Raw genomic sequence first — 17,671 nt, forward strand, 5'->3', positions numbered from 1 at the left:
TGACTCCACGCTTGCTTGTACGATGATTAGCCTGCTGTAACAGGAGACGGACTTAGCAGCTTTTCAGCTACGATACCGAGGAAGATACGTCCGGTGTTCAGCAGCGCACGCTCGTCGATATCGAAGCGTGGGTGGTGATGGGCAAATGCCGTTGCTTCATCTTTTTGTGAGCCGACATAGAAGAAGTTACCCGGACGTTCCTCTAAGAAATAGGCAAAGTCTTCTGCACCCATCGCTGGTTCAATTTCAAATAAAGCTTCTTCGCCAAGCACATCAGTCACGATTGCACGCACCTGATCAGCCTGTTCCGGTGGATTCACTACTGCGGGATAGCCATTCGTATATTCCAGCGAGAAAGTTGCGCGTGAAGCCGCAGTAATTCCTGCCAGTGTGGTACGAATATCTTCTTCAATCTGCTTGCGTACCTCAGGATCGAATGTACGCACCGTGCCTTCAATTTTGGCAGTATCCGCAATAATGTTAAACGCAGACCCTGCCTGGAATACACCGACTGTAACGACAGCGGATTTGAGTGGATTCACATGACGTGCCACGATATTTTGTAGTGCGCCTACGACCTGACTTCCTACTACGATCGAATCGACCGTTTGGTCTGGACGAGCACCGTGTCCGCCTTTACCTTGAATGACGATTGAGAAGCCATCGGCTGCTGCCATCGCAGGCCCAGCGACGATAGCGATGCGACCATAGGGCAGATAGCTCGCCAGATGGGCACCGTACACTTCGTCGACACCGTCCAGTGCGCCATCTTCGATCATCGCTTTGGCACCGCCTGGAATTTTCTCCTCGGCATGCTGGAAAATAAAGCGTACATTCCCTTTCAACTGATCGGTATGACGACTGAGCACATGCGCGACACCGAGTAGAGACGCCGTATGTCCATCATGTCCGCAGGCGTGCATCACGCCATCATTTTGTGAACGATAAGGAACATCGTTTTCTTCATGAATAGGCAAAGCATCAAAGTCTGCTCGAAACGCAATCGTTGGCCCCGGCTGTGCCCCTTTCAAATCGGCAATCACACCGCCTTCACCAACGCCCGTTCTCACCTCATAACCGAATCCAGTTAACGTATCGGCAATAAATTGCGAGGTTTTCACTTCCTGAAATGACAGCTCAGGATACTGGTGCATATGTCTGCGCCATCCGACAATATCCTGTTCAAGTACGTTCAATTCGTCTATCCACTGAGTTCTCATATGCATCCTCCTGTTATATAGGTTTCATGCTCTAATGATAAAATAAATTCCAGAATTTACAAAGGAAATTCACTTTAAAACTATCATGATGAATTTTATATGTCAAATTTGACATTTGAGAAAAGGAAGATATAAGCGAGTGACTGACTTCGTTAATCTCACAATGGAATCACGAGTATCCAACAATCCAAGAAATCAACAGGCTCAAGGTACAACAAAAGATGTTTTGGATCAGCAAAGGCTGTACGGATCAATATGTTCAAGCCTGTATCGATCATGTAATACTATAAAAAAACCACCTTCCGAACACTTCAACCGAAGCGCTCAGAAGGTGGATAAGTGGTAAGGGAGTAGTAAAAGAGTAGTTGAAATGGAGGGGCGGAAGGTAGCTTAATTATTGCAAATGATCTAGTAAACCAGAACAAGCTATGAGTTCTATCGTGTTGATTAGGAATTGGCTAATTGGTTGTAGGTTTAAGCAGCTCTGTGATCCGGTGCAGGTGCGGTAGGTGTGCCGCCGTCATGTTTCGGGTGACGTTTGAACACATGTGCTTTCAAGTAAGGCAGTACCCAGCGATCCAGACCGATGCGACCAGCATTAGCACCAGCAACGACGATGAAGATTTCGAGCAGGATCAGGTACGGGTTGGTGCTGATCGTACCCGAGAACAGGAAGGCGAAGTTCATCACCATACCCATCAATGCAGCAACTGTAGTAAAGGTACCGAGGATCAAGCCCAGACCGACCAGGAATTCACCGACTGGAACCAGGATATTGAACAGCTCTACATTAGGAAGAGCAAAGTGCTGTAGGAAGCCTGCCCATGCCGCTTTCACGACGGGCTTGTCACCTGTGCTGAGCGTGATGGCATTGGTAAGGAAGCCTGTAGCATCGAAGCCTCCTGTTAGCTTGCCCCAGCCGCCATGGATCCATTGAAAGCCGACATAGAAACGGAGAACGGTTAATAACCACATTGCAACTTTGTTTTGTCTGAGCCATGTATTCATGATTGATACACTCCTTGAATAATGTATTAGGTGCCTGCTCGTGCAGGCGGCTGTTCATATGGAACAGTATGGTTGCAGTCAGCTTCCCGTTGGCTGTGTATCGGTTAAATGCTTGATCTTGTAGGGATCAGCTGCTGCTATCTCTTTGGTTGGGGGATGATCATCTCTTCCATGGCTTTAGTTTAAAATAAAACTAAAATTTAATATGTGACAAAAATCACAATCTACATTAAAAATTAAAATAAATTTGCAGATACCTGAAAGTGAGGCATCATAGCGAGTGTATCTTAATATGTTGAGTGCTTTACGTGTGATATGGAAAGCACGCAGAACAACTAGCTATTCAGCGAGATTGCTGCTTTCGCTGTTCATTCCATTTTTCCAGGCGTTCCAGTATAAAATAAATCCATACTGCCACCGCGATATAACAGGCAAGATTAACAAGATAGCGAAGGATATTGCCCGTACTGAACCAGCCTTCTGTGAGATTATATTGCAAAAAGGCAATCTGCTTAAAGCTCCAGTTACCGATAACATTAGACAGTAAAAATGCCAGAATGAATTTGCGTAGTACCTTCACAGTGATCGCCTCCTTGCAAATAGGAATACGATGAGTATAGCATGGTGTTAATCGTTTACCCGTATGGTTGTGCTGTGAATAGAACAGATTGGTTATCCTGAGAACATCTATATTGAAATAAGCAGACAGTATTGTACATAGTCAAACACGAGAGCTAGCGTTTGATCCAACCACGTTCAATACCAAAGGAGACGAGATCATGCGAAGTGAGCAGCAGATGATGGAGCTTATTATCGAAACAGCTGAACGCAACCCTCATATTCGAGCTGTAGCAATGAACGGATCAAGAGTCAATCCAGCTGCGCCGAAGGATATTTTTCAGGATTATGATATTGTGTATCTGGTTGATACGTTAGAGCCATTTGTTAGCGATCATCGCTGGGTTGAGAGGTTTGGCGAGCAGATCATTATGCAGATGCCGGATCAAAGTGAGCTGCCTCTGCATGAAGGCATCGTCAAATACATGTATTTGATGCAGCTAGCGGATGGGAATCGGATTGATCTGCGACTACAGCGAATCGACCACTGGCGCGAGTATGTAGATGAGGATCGTCTGACAGTAATTTTGCTAGATAAGGATGGCGTACTGCCACAGCTTGACGTGCCAGATGAGCGAGAGTATTGGGTGAAGCGTCCGACTGCGGAGGATTTTGCTAGATGCTGTAATGAATTCTGGTGGGTATCCACCTATATTGCCAAAGGATTATGGAGGCAGGAGCTGCTCTATGCGCTCGATCAGCTCAATCGCTATGTGCGCCCGATGCTGGAGCAGATGCTATGCTGGCAGGCTGGTAGTGAGCATCAGTTTCAGATCAATATAGGTAAAAGCGGCAAATACTTGCCGCACTATCTGGATCAATCTACGTTGGTAAGACTGCTCGCTACGTATCCTCAAGCGGATAGCGAAGCGATCTGGCAGTCTGTGTTTATCATGATGGAGCTATTCGACGAGCGTGTGCGCCTGATGGCAGAGCGTCTGGGTTATATGTACGATGATGGGGAGGCGCAGCGTGTTCGTGCTCATATGCTGCATGTGTATCGATTGCCTGCGGATGCAGCTCAGATGTACGAATGAATAGCATACAGGCTTGTTATAGGCACTATTTATCAGGGTACATAGGCTGATCATCATTCCAGCAGGAGCGCTAAGGTTGACACTTCGATCTCATCACCAAGCGCTGCCCCAGTAAACGTAATAAGAAGATACGCACGATGGCATGAATCGGCAGGCGTTATAGCGACTGATGCGAATATCGACATTGATCGTTATCTATAGCTCACGCTTGGCAGCTCGACCAGCCTGCTGCTGATAGCTGTTCATAATCTCTTTCAGTCGATTGCTATGCAAAATACTCTCTGCTAGCGACTGCTCTAGCGCAGCTGTAGCTCGAATGCGTTCAGCAATAAGACTCAGTAGCGGCTCTCGCTGCACCCGCGGCTCAAAGCTGTGTAAATAGCTCTTGCGAATAAGCGTCCAGCTACGGACAGTCTCGTTAAAGGCAGTTGTAATCTGTTCCATAAAGGAATCCTTTGCATCACGCTTCTGTTCAAGCAGCTGTAAGAACTGCATTCTAGCCTGCACGATGTACAGGAGCTCCAGATTAAGCGGATTCATATCAGCAGCACTGTGTAGCTGTTGCTCAGCAGCGAGACGATCCAGCTCGATCCAGCCGTCTGCCATATTTCGCATCGAATCAAATGCTGAATACGCTTCATCGCCAAGCCCTAGATTGGCAGTAGCACGGCGTGTAAGCACCTCGTACAGAGTAGGTAGCTGTGCAGGCTGGCTGTACTGGTCGTGATTGGGACGCAGTGTTAGCAGATCACCAGCAAAGCCAAGACTAAAATCACTTACCGTCTGCGCCTGATGATACGTCATATACGCTACATCGGTGCAGAAAAGATGGTTCGTCAGATCATCATAACCTGTAATCAGGTAAAAATGAGGTCTGTGCAGTCTACCATAATCAGCAGGGAACCATGGACAACGGTAGGTATCACCCTTCACCAGTACCGGATGCCCTTGAGCAAGCTCGATACGAATCATCGCTAACGCTTCTTCCGCAGGCAAATACCGTTCCATCCGGTAATCCAGACGCGTCCATTTCAAAATCTGGTCATAGGAGGTATTGTACAATACGGATTCCTGACCGAGCGATGGAATCGCCTTGCTTCCATGCTCTGTGAAGCAGGAAAATGTCCATGCATCGGCAAAAGCATACATATAATCGCTGCTAAAATACGCAGCAGCGCTTGCCACATTGCCGGTCAGACTCGACCAATCGAAGCCCTGAAGTGGTTGGAGCGGAATTCGATGGGATTGGGGCATGACCTTTCACTCCTTCGATATACCGAGCCAGCGATATGCTGGTTAGCGGCTGGATAATTGTAAGTTCGACCATTAAGAACAGTATATAATAGTTCAGTTAGTGAGAAAAGCACGTTCTCCATGTAAATAATATACATATCATCCAGCTGTATCACGGTTGAAGTACAGATGAATGACTCGGTTTGAACATTGACATGGAAATTGGGAATATGTTATATAAAAGATAGGTTTAGCACTCGATAGTGAAGAGTGCTAATATGAAGGAAGTCTATATACGTGCAGATGGTAGTAGCCTGTAGAACAGGGAGCCGATAGATATGCACGAAGGCAAGGCACACATACGTTCATTTACTAATGGAGAGGGGAATAATACGACCATGACCAAAAAGCAATTTCAGGCTGAATCCAAGCGCCTGCTGGAAATGATGATTAACTCCATTTACACCCATCGTGAAATCTTTCTGCGTGAGCTTATCTCCAATGCCAGCGACGCAATTGACAAAATCTATTACAAAACACTAACCGACGACAGTCTCACCTTCCACAAGGAAGATTACTACGTCAAAATCAAGCCAAACAAAGAAACACGTACCCTGACCATTTCCGATACAGGGATTGGTATGACGGCTGAGGAACTGGAAAACAATCTTGGTATTATCGCAAAGAGTGGCTCCCTTGCCTTTAAAAAGGAAAATCAGGCGCAGGACGGTCACAATATCATCGGTCAATTCGGTGTCGGCTTCTACGCTGCCTTTATGGTTGCAGATGAAGTAACCGTCATCACGCGTGCACTGGGCAGTGACCAGGCATACAAATGGCATTCCGAAGGTGCAGATGGCTACACCATCGAGCCGACTGACAAAGAAACTGTAGGTACGGACATCATCCTCAGCATCAAGGAAAATACCGAAGATGACCAGTACGACGAGTATCTGGATGAGTACCGTCTGCGCAATATTGTGAAGAAATATTCTGACTTTATCCGCTATCCGATCAAGATGGATGTGACGAGTAGCCGTCCAGCCGAGAAGGCTGAGGACGCAGCAGAAGACGCGCAGCCGGAATATGTAGAATATACCGAAGAACAGACCATCAACAGCATGATCCCAATCTGGCGCAAAAATAAAAGCGAGCTGACCGACGAGGACTATAACAACTTCTATCAAGAGAAGCGCTATGGCTTCGATAAGCCGCTCAAGCATCTGCATATTAGCGCAGACGGCGCAGTTGTCTACAACGCGATTCTGTTTATTCCAGAAAATACACCGTTTGATTACTACACCAAGGAATATGAAAAAGGGCTGGAGCTGTATTCCAACGGCGTGCTGATCATGGACAAATGCGGTGATCTGCTGCCGGATTACTTTAGCTTTGTCAAAGGGATGGTCGATTCCGAGGATCTGTCTCTGAACATCTCGCGTGAGCTGCTACAGCATGACCGTCAGCTCAAGCTGATCGCTAAAAATATCAAAAACAAAATCAAGTCCCAGCTACAAAGCATGATCAAGGACGAGCGCGACAGCTACGAGAAGTTCTACCAATCCTTCGGTCGTCAATTGAAGTTCGGTGTGTACAATGACTACGGTATGCACAAGGACGATCTACAGGATCTGATCATGTTCTATTCCTCCAAGGAGAAAAAGCTTGTTACACTGGCGGAGTATGTAGCTCGTATGCCAGAAGAGCAGAAGTATATCTACTATGCAGCTGGTGATTCGATCGAGCGCATCGAGAAGCTGCCACAAACCGAAATGGTTGCCGATAAAGGCTATGAAATTCTGTATCTGACCGATGATATCGATGAGTTCGCGATCAAAATCATCAGTGCGTACAAAGAAAAAGAATTCAAGTCCGTATCCAGTGGCGATCTGGGCATTGAGCCAGACGAGAAGGACGAAGCGGCAGAAGCGGAACAGAACGAAAGCCAAGAGCTGTTCACAGCGATGAAGGACGTACTGGGCGGTAAAGTCAAAGACGTACGCGCATCCAAACGCCTCAAATCGCATCCAGTCTGCCTCACTTCGGAAGGCGAACTGTCGATCGAAATGGAGAAAATCCTGCAAATGATGCCAAACAGCCAGGATGTGAAAGCGGAAAAAGTGCTGGAAATTAACATTAACCACGATGTATTCCAATCGCTGAAAAAGGCACATGAGAGCGATAGCGAGAAGCTGGGGCTGTACACCAACCTGCTGTACAACCAGGCGCTATTGATCGAAGGACTGCCACTGCAAGATCCGGTTGAGTTTACGAATGATATTTGTAAAGTGATGGTGTAAATTGACTTTTATTACACGTTAACAACGGACAATGGGTTCATCTGTCATTATATTGTTATACAAGAAAGCTTCTTTTATCAAAACGATTTGATAAAAGAAGCTTTTTCTCTTATATGTTTTAGGAGTACTATGAACTAAAAAAAGGCGGTAAGATTATGTATATTGTATTTTGTTCTCATCCTTTGTATCCGAAGCAAGTGGATGATGAATATCAAAGTGAATTTGAAGCATGCAGACAATATGGATTTACACCTTTGTTATTTTCGTTTGAAGAACTGATCGAACATAACGAAATGAAGATATATCCTCAAATAAATATGGAGCCTCAAAAGGCTATGTATCGAGGTTGGATGGTAACAATTGAACAATATACATTGCTATATGAGAAGTTAAAAGAGAACAATATACATCTCCTAACAAGCCCAACCGAGTATGCAAATATTCATTATTTTCCTAACGCATATTCACATATCAAGCAGTATACTCCGCTAACTACTTGGATCAGCAAAGAGCATATCCATGACGAAGCACTTGTGCTGAAGCAAACGGCTATTTTTGGAGATTCAGCTATGATTGTTAAGGATTATGTGAAATCAAGAAAACATGAATGGGATACAGCTTGTTATGTTCCTAATGCCGAAGATACAGAAAAGGTTTTACATACGGTACGAAATGTTATTCGTCTGCAAGGCGAAGCCCTGAATGGTGGAATCATGTTTCGGCAATTCATTGAGCTTGAATCTATCGGAATCCATGAGAAAAGTGGAATGCCATTATCCAGAGAATTTAGAATCTTTTACTTTAACCAACAACCTGTATTGACCGAAAATTATTGGGAAGAAATACAGTATGAGCAAGATCAAATTCCGCTCTCTTTTTTTAATAAGGTTGCGAAGGATATTCCAAGTTCGTTTTTTACTATGGATATTGCACGGACTATTAACAATGAATGGATTATTATTGAAGTAGGCGACGGTCAAGTATCTGGTTTGCCATCTTATGATCTATCTCATTTATTTTATAGGAAGTTACAAAAGTGTAATTAAAATCGACAATTTGTACGATATAAGTATTGAATATTTATTAAATTGAATGACTTAGAAGAAATTTGATTTTCTACGCTAAAATATATTATAAAGAAAGACTTCAACCAAAAACCATTCTTTAATTGTATTAAAATCGATTTTATTCGTCCTAAAATCGTACATTTTTTCTTCGTTGACAGTATCGATATGTATTATTATAAACCCATAGATCTATTGTTATCGTTTTAAAGAATCAACTATATTCCTTGTCAATAGTTATGATAAGAGAAACTAATTTTTCAAGATTAACAAAACTTGAAGTGATTTAAGTAATCTTATAATATAAAAATAACTATCAATAAAATACGATTGAAAATTTCTATGGATTACATCGATTAATATAATCATTTCAAAAGTAATAATTTTCCTGTTACATCTATGCCGATATTCTTTTATGGGGTAATATATAAGTATTGGAATTGATCGAAATATAAATACTAGAAAGGTGGCAATTTAAATGGCTACCAAAAGCTTTACTTCGGAGTTCAAATTTAATCAAAGAGCTAGTTCGAAACTTGCCAGTGCAATTGATAAGTCCAAAAGAGTGGATTATGAGATTAAGCAAACGGTTAATGAAGTTACTCGAACAGACAGCATACAAAAGATAATGGATAGTTTCTTGGGAGATATTAAAAAGTAATGGCTTTGAATGTTATATCTCTTTATGATTTATTGAAATCAATTCCAACAGAAGATGATATTAAAACATTACTTTTTTCTTTCAAAACGTTAGGTTCTCAAGATAGTGCTGGAGCCGATGATGTGGAGTACTTTTTGCATAATAAGTCTATTCAATTTGAAAAAATGGATTTGGCAAGGACGTATTTAGTAATGTCTACTTATAAATCCAAACCGATATTAGTCGGCTATTTTTCTATCTCTAATAAGCCACTTACTATTCCAAATAGACAATTTCGAAAATTATCAAATAATTTAAAGAAAAAATTATTAGGAGTAGGTTTTAAGACTGAACAAAGTTCTTATGTAGTAAAGGGGTACTTATTAGGACAGCTTGGAAAAAACTTTAGCAACGAAGCAATATTAGCAAACTGTTGTAATGGCAATGATCTTCTTCAAATCGCTTATAAAAAAGTTGCTGAAGCTCATCGTATTGTTGGTGGACGTATTTTATATTTAGAATGTGAGAATGTAGAAAAAATACTTAACTTTTATAAAGCTAATGGTTTTAATCAAATTGAAGATTATGAGTCCGAAAATGGTTACTGTATGATGATCAAGCAATTGAAAGATATAATCTAAATTATTTATCAACTCGTTAGCGGTGCTAGCGAGTTTTTATTTTATTAATGCATTTTCTAATTTCTCTTCTGTCAGTTGATTGCTCACGACTCAACAAGTTGGCGTCGAAGGTGTAGTTCATGTACATACGAATCCGCCATCTACGCGAAGATAAAGACCTAACTCAGACGCAAATGGCACAGTATCTTCAATGCAGCCAGCGCATTTATAGCAATTACGAACGTGGAGAAGTAGATATTCCAACGCATATTTTAATCAAAATCGCTGATTTCCATGATACAAGTACCGATTATTTGTTAAATCGAACTAATCGAAAAGACCGCTATCCTGTAGACGAATAGGTATGAACAGACATCCTAACAGAACATATGAAATAAAGTCATCGCACAATACATGCAGGAGTGTGATCCACATGGACGTGATGCTACCCACAACGACAAACGCTTCTCTTGTACTGACTGATTCGTACTGGCAAGCGATCGTTCAAAATGATGAGCGGTATGATGGAGAGTTTTTTTACAGTGTCAAAACGACGAACATCTTCTGCCGTCCGTCCTGCAAATCGCGGATACCGAATCGCAAAAATGTCTGTCTATTTACTACCGTTCAACACGCCATGCAAGCGGGCTTTCAGGCGTGTAAGCGATGCTTTCCCGATCAACTACAATCTCCGCAGGAGCAGTGGGTCGAAGAGATTGTGCAGTTGATCGACCAATACTTCTGGGACGATCTGAAGCTGGAGGAGCTGTCCCGGCTGGCGAGTGGAAGCCCGTTTCATCTGCAACGCTCCTTTCGCCATATGAAAGGCTACACGCCAGCGCAATATGTGCAGACTGTGCGGATACGTGAAGCGGAAAAGCTATTGTTGACGACAGCACAGAGCGTATCGCAAATCGGTATGCAGGTGGGACTCGACAATCCGTCCTATTTTGCCACATTATTCAAACAAAAGACCGGCTTCACACCCACCGCTTATCGTCAGCAGCATCTGACTTCGGTACAGAATGAAGCCGCAAGATAACAAAAGAAGCGCATCTCGCCGTGATCTATACTATGTTCATATCATGGATCACAGAGAGGGGCATCTTCATGCATCAGACGATTCAGCCGCAAATTTTATATTTTGGTACACCTGTCGTAATCATCAGTACAATCAACCCGGACGGTACGCCGAATATCGCACCGATTTCATCCATCTGGTGGATGAATCAATCGTGTATGATTGGCATGTCGAGTCGTTCGCAAACGATTGCCAATCTCAAAAGGGAACAACAATGCACGATCAATCTAGCGTCCGCCGATTTGGTTCATGCCATCGACCGATTGGAGTTGACGACAGGCTTGTCTCCTGTACCTGAATATAAGCAAGACATGGGATATGTATACGTACCGGATAAGTTCAAGCATGCTGCTTTGACACCGGTGGCATCGCAGACGGTTCAGCCGCCTTGTATTCAGGAATGCCCGGTGCAAATGGAAGCTTTGCTGGAGCAGTCGTATGTATTTGATGCAAAAAGTGGCGGACATCTATGCGCTGCTGAGCTGAAAATCAATCGCATTCATATCGAGGAAGCCTTGCTAAACGATCGGCAGCGCATTGTCGCCGAGCGCTGGCATCCGCTTATTATGAATTTTTGCGAGTTTTTTACGACAGGCACGACGATTTATCCATCCCGACTGGCAGAGCCATTTACCAAACAATACTATAGCTCTTGAGTATTCACTGTCATGGATGAGATGAACAATCATCGATCAGATACACGATACGCATGAATACAATCACCAATCTTCCAAAGCTTATTTTCCTCACAACGAGGAGAGTAAGCTTTTTTTGTGACGATTCGATTTTTTTGATAATAAAATACCAAATTTAAAGACGATGATAATTTTTTACCAAAATCAACATATGGCTTAATATCATTTTGACACTTCACCCGTAGTATTGGACATGCAGGTAGCGACAACGTATTTACAAACCATACATAATCTCAACCCGCATTCAGTTTCCACTTCTATGGCTGTCTGTTAACTGCAAAGGCAATCACGTGTTGTTCATTCCGAAGTTAATTATCATTATTGCAGGAGGAATTTATGAACAGAACATTCAAAGGGAAATCTTCACTTCAAAGGACATCTTCAGTTGGTAAAGTTGGAGCGAGCGGCTTGCTCTCGCTACTCCTCGTCCCTGCATTGTTATTATCCGCATGTGGTAACAGCACTGACTCCCCTGTTGCGAATGGACAGGCAGCTCCAGCACAGACGAGCACGAACGATTCGGTCGATGCACTCTACGCACAGGCCAAGCAAGAAGGCAAAGTTGTCGTGTATTCCACCTCCGGTCGCGCCAATGATGCAGCCGAAACCTTTATGAAAAAGTATCCAGGTGTGAAGGTCGAGGTGAGCAAGGTCAAATCCGATCAGATGATGGACAAGGTGACCAATGAGCAGGACGCCGGACAATTCAATCCCGATGTGATCATCACCAAGGAAGTGAGCGGCGCGGTTGGCAAAGAAATGGTCGAGCAAGGCAGATACGTCAAATACTTACCAGACGATATCGCTCCAACTGTCGACGAGCCTTACCGCACACAGGCACCAGGCTATGCCAACTATGTCGAGTTCCGTACGATCTTTTACAATACCGATCATTACAAGCAAATCCCTGTCACCAACTGGTGGGATCTGACCACACCTGCCTTCAAAAATAAAGTCTACGTCGCCGACCCACTTAGCTCTCCAGCATTTATGGATCTGTTCACCACGATGGTCATCCATAGCGACGACATGGCAGCTGCCTACAAAGAAAAGTTCGGTAAGGATATCGATCTGCAAGGCGAGGAAAATGCAGGCTATGCCTTTATCCATCAGCTATTCGCTAACGGTCTAACCGTACTCAAGGGCAGTGACGATGTGCTCGACGCAATCGGTAAAACATCCAGCGACGCTGTAGGTATCGCCGTCTCTGGCGACGTATCCAAAGTTGAAGAAAAAGGCTGGCATGTCCAACCAATCTACGACATCAAGCCCAAAACATCCGTACCCGACGCAGGCTACCTGTATCTCGCCAAGCAAGCTCCACACGAAGCCGCCGGCAAACTATTCATCCGCTGGATGATGGGCGAAGAAGACGGCAAAGGCGCAGGCATGGAACCATTCAACGAAGTCGGCTCCTGGGTCCCACGCTCCAACGTCACAACCCAAAACCCGGTAGACTTCGAAAAGCTCAACCTCTGGAACTTCGACGCCGACACCCTCTACATGACCTCCCCCAAAGTCCGCGATTTCTGGATCAAACAGAAATAGCGTAAGGGAAATATAGTGAGAATCAAAGAAGTAGCAGTACAAGCAAAATAGAAGCAAGCCGTTGAGAATGGCGAAACTCTGATATGCAATGATACACGAGGATATGGCTACATGATCACACGATTAACAGTACCTTTGGCGTTAGCTATTGTTAACTATTAGGGTACAGTAATGCAGCACAGAAATGTGATGAAAAGTGAGTTTTAGAAATGAAATCCAAACTGCTTTAGTTCTATAAGTGATTCCAAGCGTTAAATGAAGTCATCTTTGATGTAAGGTGCAACGACAGATACTAGATGATGGATTGTTGCTCATAAGGGTTAAATGACTTCACTCTTGTAAGATTAAGCAACTCGTTAGCCTTGAATTATTGGTTCAAATTCACGCGAATGTATGAACTATCTTAAGTTTTATTAATAATTCAATAAAGAAGTATGTCATTTAAGCGCAAAAAATGAATGTTGCGAATAGCACGGAACGGAGGCAAGGAAATAAGGGGAAAGGACGATTTTGGAGGGACAGGAATCTTCATTCCTTGTTAATCCAAAAGATTCCTGCCCCTCCACTGAGTCCGTCCCCTTATTCCTTGCTGGAGTGCTGTATATCTCCAGCAAACAGGTATCTATAAAGAACAATACGAACTCTAGAATTAAAATGTTCAGAATGACCATATCATATCATTACATCGATATGATTTACTGCTACCCACTATATTTAAAAGGAGGCCCCCATGTCCGACAAGCCAATCATCACCCTCTCCCAAACCAAGCCCCGCCGCATCAAGCAATGGAATCGGCTGTATGGCTGGCTACGTAGTCCGGTTCACGTGATCGGGCTGGTCGGGCTATTATTTCTCGCGTATACGATTATCTGGCCCGTGATCAACATTTTGCTCACCACCTTTGTCTGGAAAACGCAGGATATGCGCATTACTGCCGAAGCGAACCCGGGGCATTTCACCCTGTATCACTGGCAACGTGTGCTGGCGAGCGATATGAGCCTGTCTCTCTTTTATAAGCCCGTCCTGCATGCAGGTGCCGTTGCTTTCGTCGTCTCGATACTATCCATGCTGCTCGGCTGTGGACTGGCATGGCTCGTAACCCGTACCGACCTTCCATTTAAAAAAGCAATTGCCTTTCTGGCGGTCATTCCTTATTTATTGCCATCCTGGGTAATTGCACAGGCATGGTTGACCTTTTTCAAAAATGACAAAATTGGCGGTACGCCGGGAATCTGGCAATCGCTCACCCATATGCAAACACCGGACACACTGGCATATGGGTTTGTGCCGATCGTCATCTCGCTATCGATTCATGATAGTGTGTACTTTTTTCTGCTCGTGGGAGCCGCGCTGAGCTCGATGAATACGCAGCTAGAGGAAGCAGCGAGTATGAATGGAGCAGGCAGATGGACGATTATCCGTCAGATTGTATTTCCGCTGATGCTGCCTGCGATCCTATCTGGCTTTATCCTGACATTTACGCGTGCCATTAGCTCGTATGGGGTACCTGCGATTCTCGGTACGCCTGTAGATTTTTATATGATTTCGACGATGCTGTATTCCAGTATGCGAGCCCGATTAACCACCGAGGCACATGTGCTCAGTCTGATGCTTATGCTGATTTCCATGCTGATGATCTACTGGAACAGTCGAGTCGTCGGACGACAGCGCAGCTTCGTTACGATTACAGGTAAAGATAATCCGCGTACCGTGCAATCCCTCGGCCGCTGGCGTAAGCCGACAGCCCTTCTCACAATTGGCAGTATGATCCTTGTATCCGTTGTGCCGCTGCTTATTTTGCTCGTACAGACCTTTATGCTACGGGAAGGGGTCTATAGCTGGGATAACCTGACCCTGCATTACTGGATAGGCGGCTCGATTAGCGATATTAATTCGGGGGAAAAGGGCGTGCTACAAAATCCGATCTTCCTGCTGGCACTACGTAATTCACTGCTTATCGCAGCATTTTCAGCTGTGTTCGCAGCGATACTGGGCTTGCTGCTTGGCTATACTGTTGCTCGTGGGCGACAGACATGGATTGGACGCACAGTGGATCAGGTATCCTTTTTACCGTACCTGATGCCGGGTATTTCACTATCTGCGATCTATATTACGATGTTTGCACGTCCACACTGGATTATCCCAGCGCTGTACGGAACGGTCTGGCTGATCATTTTGATTACGGTCGTAAAGGAATTGCCCTTTACCGTAAAGGCAGGCGGCGCTGCGGTTATGCAGGTAGGTGGTGAACTGGAGGAAGCGGCTCAGATGAACGGAGCCTCATGGTGGACAAGGTTTAAACGCATTGTATTACCGCTCAATCGTAAAAGTCTGCTATCTGCTTTTCTAATCGTATTTATCGGAGCGATGAAGGAGACGGAGCTGATTATTATGCTTGTCACTCCACGTACAGAGACGCTGACTACGCTCACCTTTGCCTATGTAGAAAAGGGATATACGCAGCTTACTAATGTGGTGCTGATGATCATGATTAGTATCGTAATTCTGGTCTATGCGCTGGCAACACGCTATGGCAAGGCTGACCTGACTACAGGAATTGGAGGACAATAATATGAGCGCTATTGAACTGCGTAACGTTACCGTGAATATCGGCAGCAAGCAGGTACTGCGCGGCATTGATCTGCAAGTGGAAAAGGGTGAGTTTATGACCTTTCTCGGCCCTTCTGGCTGTGGAAAAACTACATTATTACGCACGATTGCCGGGCTACAGCAGGCAGATGGTGGTACGATCGTACTGAGTGGCAGAGAGGTTGCCAATGGAGAGACTGCGTATCATCTGGATTCCTCCAAGCGCGGCTTGAATCTGGTATTTCAAAGTTATGCGCTATGGCCACATATGACGGTATTCGATAATGTTGCCTTCGGGCTGCGTATTCGTCGTCAAAGTAAAAGCGAGATTCGTCAGAAAGTCATGGCGGCACTCGATAAGGTGCGAATCAGTGAGCTAGAAGCACGTTATCCGGGCGAGCTATCTGGTGGTCAACAGCAACGTGTAGCGATTGCGCGCGCCATTGTGACCGAGCCAGAGCTACTGCTACTGGATGAGCCACTGTCTAATCTAGATGCACGCTTACGGGTAGAGATGCGAGCCGAGCTCAAGCGACTGCATCGGGAGCTGGGAGCGACGATTATTTATGTAACACATGACCAGCAGGAGGCGCTGACCTTATCTTCACGAATTGCTGTCTTTTTTGAAGGCAAGATTGTACAGGTAGATCGTCCACAGGCGCTGTACCGTCGTCCAGCGACACTGCGGATCGCCGACTTTTTCGGTAGTGGTGGGATGGAGATGAATCATGTGGACGGACGCATCCTGTTCGCTGGAGATCGTAGCCTGTATCTGTCCTCACCCGTATGCTCCTTTGCGCTTGAAGGACGACTGAACGCTTTACCCGACGAAGGGATGGCGGTAACGATGACGATCAAGCCGGAGCATATCCGTTTGCAGCGTCATTTTGTACCTGGTGCGATTGCCTGTGAGGTGGATACGGTATTTCCAGCAGGCTCTGAAACGACAGTAACCGTGCTTGCTGGTGGACGCCTGCTTACGGTACGTTTACTCGGGGATGCCGACTACGACAGGGGCGATACTGCCTATCTTTTGCTACGAGAGGAGCATCTGAATCTGTATCATGGCGATACAGGCGAGCTACTGGATGGAGTAAGACCAGCCAGCTTATCTGTCACCGATCACGTTTCGAATTCTATATCATACGATCAAAATCATTTACTTGCGGAGGTACCTACACGATGAAAATCGACTTTCATATTCATGCCAAATTATCTAAAAAGACCGACTTTTCGATGGAGCATTTTAACACGATTCTGGATGAAGCGTTAACGCATGGTCTGGATGCGATCATTTTGACCGAGCATTTTAATACGCATCGCTTTGAAGAGGTATATGGAACGCTGGATCGTCATTTGCCATGTAATGGACATTATTATGAGCGCGAAGGCTTTCGCATTTTTACAGGGATGGAGGTCGATGTTGCTGAGGGAGGGCATATACTCATTAGCGGTGCGAAGGATGCGCTATTGCAAGTTCGTCGCTCGCTGGAAGGGCATACGTCGCCAGAGCGTTTTATTTCACTGGAAGAGCTGTTCAATCTGTGCCATCCTGCCGGGTTAATGGTCATTGGGGGGCATCCGTTCCGTTCATCTAATCATCTATATCATGTAGCACCTCAGCTGCTTCGACGCTTTGATGCGTTCGATCTGAACGGTAAGGATCTGCATGAGATCGGTATTCAGGAAAATATCGCCAAAGTGCTAACGCTTGGCGAGCAGCATGATGTGCCTGTTGTGGCAGGCAGCGATGCGCACCAGATGTTTCAGGTGGGCTGCGTATGGAATGAGCTTCCGGGTAGCTATGAAACGGTTGCCGAGATTCGTGAAGCGATTCGCGCTGGCAAATGCACGCGCCATATCGCCCCATCGCTACATTTACAGGTTCGTGCAGCGAATGCGGTGAAGAAGCTGCTCAAAAAGAAAGTCGAGGTTGTCGCTTCCCTGCATGAGCAGGTGTAAGCGAAGTAGGATAGAGGTATAGAAGTAAGTTAGCAGTATAATCAGGAATAGGCAG

At 44.9% G+C, this 17,671-nt stretch carries 16 protein-coding genes; 12 read left to right on the top strand and 4 right to left on the bottom strand.

Annotated elements, in window-relative coordinates; translation table 11 throughout:
- Positions 1 to 26: 26 nt before the first annotated feature.
- The 3 genes from SK066_RS04430 to SK066_RS04440 form a co-directional block, all read right to left on the bottom strand.
- Complete coding sequence (locus SK066_RS04430; protein WP_320543794.1) at positions 27 to 1,220, bottom strand: M20 metallopeptidase family protein; 1,194 nt, start codon at positions 1,218 to 1,220, stop codon at positions 27 to 29.
- A gap of 474 nt (positions 1,221 to 1,694) precedes the next feature.
- Positions 1,695 to 2,231: a DoxX family protein gene (locus SK066_RS04435; RefSeq protein WP_320544799.1), complete on the bottom strand. Its 537-nt coding sequence runs from the start codon at positions 2,229 to 2,231 to the stop codon at positions 1,695 to 1,697.
- A 340-nt stretch (positions 2,232 to 2,571) separates the two neighbouring features.
- Entirely contained in the window at positions 2,572 to 2,808 is a 237-nt protein-coding gene (locus tag SK066_RS04440; RefSeq protein ID WP_320543795.1) for a hypothetical protein, read from the bottom strand.
- A 199-nt stretch (positions 2,809 to 3,007) separates the two neighbouring features.
- On the opposite strand from SK066_RS04440, the gene SK066_RS04445 reads away from it, so the two are divergent.
- The gene (locus SK066_RS04445; RefSeq protein ID WP_320543796.1) at positions 3,008 to 3,883 is read left to right on the top strand and encodes an aminoglycoside 6-adenylyltransferase; all 876 of its coding nucleotides are present in this window, start codon (positions 3,008 to 3,010) and stop codon (positions 3,881 to 3,883) included.
- Between the two features lie 195 nt (positions 3,884 to 4,078).
- Here the strand turns inward: SK066_RS04445 and SK066_RS04450 are convergent, their stop codons facing one another.
- On the bottom strand, positions 4,079 to 5,137 hold the full coding sequence (locus tag SK066_RS04450; protein ID WP_320543797.1) for a BtrH N-terminal domain-containing protein: 1,059 nt from the start codon (positions 5,135 to 5,137) through the stop codon (positions 4,079 to 4,081).
- Between the two features lie 377 nt (positions 5,138 to 5,514).
- Here SK066_RS04450 and htpG point away from each other — a divergent pair, with 377 nt between their 5' ends.
- From htpG to SK066_RS04505, 11 genes are all read left to right on the top strand, one after another.
- Positions 5,515 to 7,416 (top strand): molecular chaperone HtpG, encoded by a 1,902-nt coding sequence (gene htpG, locus SK066_RS04455; protein ID WP_320543798.1) that lies wholly within the window; start codon positions 5,515 to 5,517, stop codon positions 7,414 to 7,416.
- A gap of 155 nt (positions 7,417 to 7,571) precedes the next feature.
- Positions 7,572 to 8,462 carry an ATP-grasp domain-containing protein gene (locus SK066_RS04460; protein WP_320543799.1) on the top strand — a complete coding sequence of 297 codons (891 nt, stop codon included), beginning with the start codon at positions 7,572 to 7,574 and terminating at the stop codon, positions 8,460 to 8,462.
- Positions 8,463 to 8,958: 496 nt separating this feature from the next.
- Entirely contained in the window at positions 8,959 to 9,141 is a 183-nt protein-coding gene (locus SK066_RS04465; protein ID WP_320543800.1) for a hypothetical protein, read from the top strand.
- Positions 9,141 to 9,761: a GNAT family acetyltransferase gene (locus SK066_RS04470; protein ID WP_320543801.1), complete on the top strand. Its 621-nt coding sequence runs from the start codon at positions 9,141 to 9,143 to the stop codon at positions 9,759 to 9,761. The genes SK066_RS04465 and SK066_RS04470 overlap by 1 nt, the downstream gene beginning before the upstream one ends.
- Positions 9,762 to 9,880: 119 nt before the next feature.
- Positions 9,881 to 10,102 (top strand): helix-turn-helix domain-containing protein, encoded by a 222-nt coding sequence (locus tag SK066_RS04475; protein ID WP_250344002.1) that lies wholly within the window; start codon positions 9,881 to 9,883, stop codon positions 10,100 to 10,102.
- Between the two features lie 71 nt (positions 10,103 to 10,173).
- A complete protein-coding gene (locus SK066_RS04480) occupies positions 10,174 to 10,782 on the top strand; it encodes a bifunctional transcriptional activator/DNA repair enzyme AdaA (protein WP_320543802.1) in 609 nt (202 codons plus the stop codon).
- A gap of 68 nt (positions 10,783 to 10,850) precedes the next feature.
- Complete coding sequence (locus SK066_RS04485) at positions 10,851 to 11,477, top strand: flavin reductase family protein (protein WP_320543803.1); 627 nt, start codon at positions 10,851 to 10,853, stop codon at positions 11,475 to 11,477.
- Positions 11,478 to 11,852: 375 nt separating this feature from the next.
- On the top strand, positions 11,853 to 13,064 hold the full coding sequence (locus SK066_RS04490) for an ABC transporter substrate-binding protein (protein WP_320543804.1): 1,212 nt from the start codon (positions 11,853 to 11,855) through the stop codon (positions 13,062 to 13,064).
- Positions 13,065 to 13,794: 730 nt separating this feature from the next.
- Positions 13,795 to 15,636 (top strand): ABC transporter permease, encoded by a 1,842-nt coding sequence (locus tag SK066_RS04495; RefSeq protein WP_320543805.1) that lies wholly within the window; start codon positions 13,795 to 13,797, stop codon positions 15,634 to 15,636.
- Position 15,637: 1 nt separating this feature from the next.
- Positions 15,638 to 16,840, top strand: coding sequence for an ABC transporter ATP-binding protein (locus SK066_RS04500; protein ID WP_320543806.1), 1,203 nt, complete (start codon positions 15,638 to 15,640; stop codon positions 16,838 to 16,840).
- The gene (locus SK066_RS04505) at positions 16,837 to 17,616 is read left to right on the top strand and encodes a PHP-associated domain-containing protein (RefSeq protein WP_320543807.1); all 780 of its coding nucleotides are present in this window, start codon (positions 16,837 to 16,839) and stop codon (positions 17,614 to 17,616) included. The genes SK066_RS04500 and SK066_RS04505 overlap by 4 nt, the downstream gene beginning before the upstream one ends.
- Positions 17,617 to 17,671: the final 55 nt, after the last annotated feature.

Origin of the sequence: Paenibacillus hunanensis (assembly GCF_034055775.1) — a bacterium.
Taxonomy (GTDB): Bacteria; Bacillota; Bacilli; order Paenibacillales; family Paenibacillaceae; genus Saccharibacillus; species Saccharibacillus hunanensis.

What these genes read in the sequence shown, in the direction of transcription:
- SK066_RS04430 (WP_320543794.1), bottom strand. Translation starts at nt 1,220, where the DNA reads ATGAGAACTCAGTGGATAGACGAATTGAACGTACTTGAACAGGATATT.
- SK066_RS04445 (WP_320543796.1), top strand. Translation starts at nt 3,008, where the DNA reads ATGCGAAGTGAGCAGCAGATGATGGAGCTTATTATCGAAACAGCTGAA.
- SK066_RS04450 (WP_320543797.1), bottom strand. Translation starts at nt 5,137, where the DNA reads ATGCCCCAATCCCATCGAATTCCGCTCCAACCACTTCAGGGCTTCGAT.
- htpG (WP_320543798.1), top strand. Translation starts at nt 5,515, where the DNA reads ATGACCAAAAAGCAATTTCAGGCTGAATCCAAGCGCCTGCTGGAAATG.
- SK066_RS04460 (WP_320543799.1), top strand. Translation starts at nt 7,572, where the DNA reads ATGTATATTGTATTTTGTTCTCATCCTTTGTATCCGAAGCAAGTGGAT.
- SK066_RS04465 (WP_320543800.1), top strand. Translation starts at nt 8,959, where the DNA reads ATGGCTACCAAAAGCTTTACTTCGGAGTTCAAATTTAATCAAAGAGCT.
- SK066_RS04470 (WP_320543801.1), top strand. Translation starts at nt 9,141, where the DNA reads ATGGCTTTGAATGTTATATCTCTTTATGATTTATTGAAATCAATTCCA.
- SK066_RS04475 (WP_250344002.1), top strand. Translation starts at nt 9,881, where the DNA reads ATGTACATACGAATCCGCCATCTACGCGAAGATAAAGACCTAACTCAG.
- SK066_RS04480 (WP_320543802.1), top strand. Translation starts at nt 10,174, where the DNA reads ATGGACGTGATGCTACCCACAACGACAAACGCTTCTCTTGTACTGACT.
- SK066_RS04485 (WP_320543803.1), top strand. Translation starts at nt 10,851, where the DNA reads ATGCATCAGACGATTCAGCCGCAAATTTTATATTTTGGTACACCTGTC.
- SK066_RS04490 (WP_320543804.1), top strand. Translation starts at nt 11,853, where the DNA reads ATGAACAGAACATTCAAAGGGAAATCTTCACTTCAAAGGACATCTTCA.
- SK066_RS04495 (WP_320543805.1), top strand. Translation starts at nt 13,795, where the DNA reads ATGTCCGACAAGCCAATCATCACCCTCTCCCAAACCAAGCCCCGCCGC.
- SK066_RS04500 (WP_320543806.1), top strand. Translation starts at nt 15,638, where the DNA reads ATGAGCGCTATTGAACTGCGTAACGTTACCGTGAATATCGGCAGCAAG.
- SK066_RS04505 (WP_320543807.1), top strand. Translation starts at nt 16,837, where the DNA reads ATGAAAATCGACTTTCATATTCATGCCAAATTATCTAAAAAGACCGAC.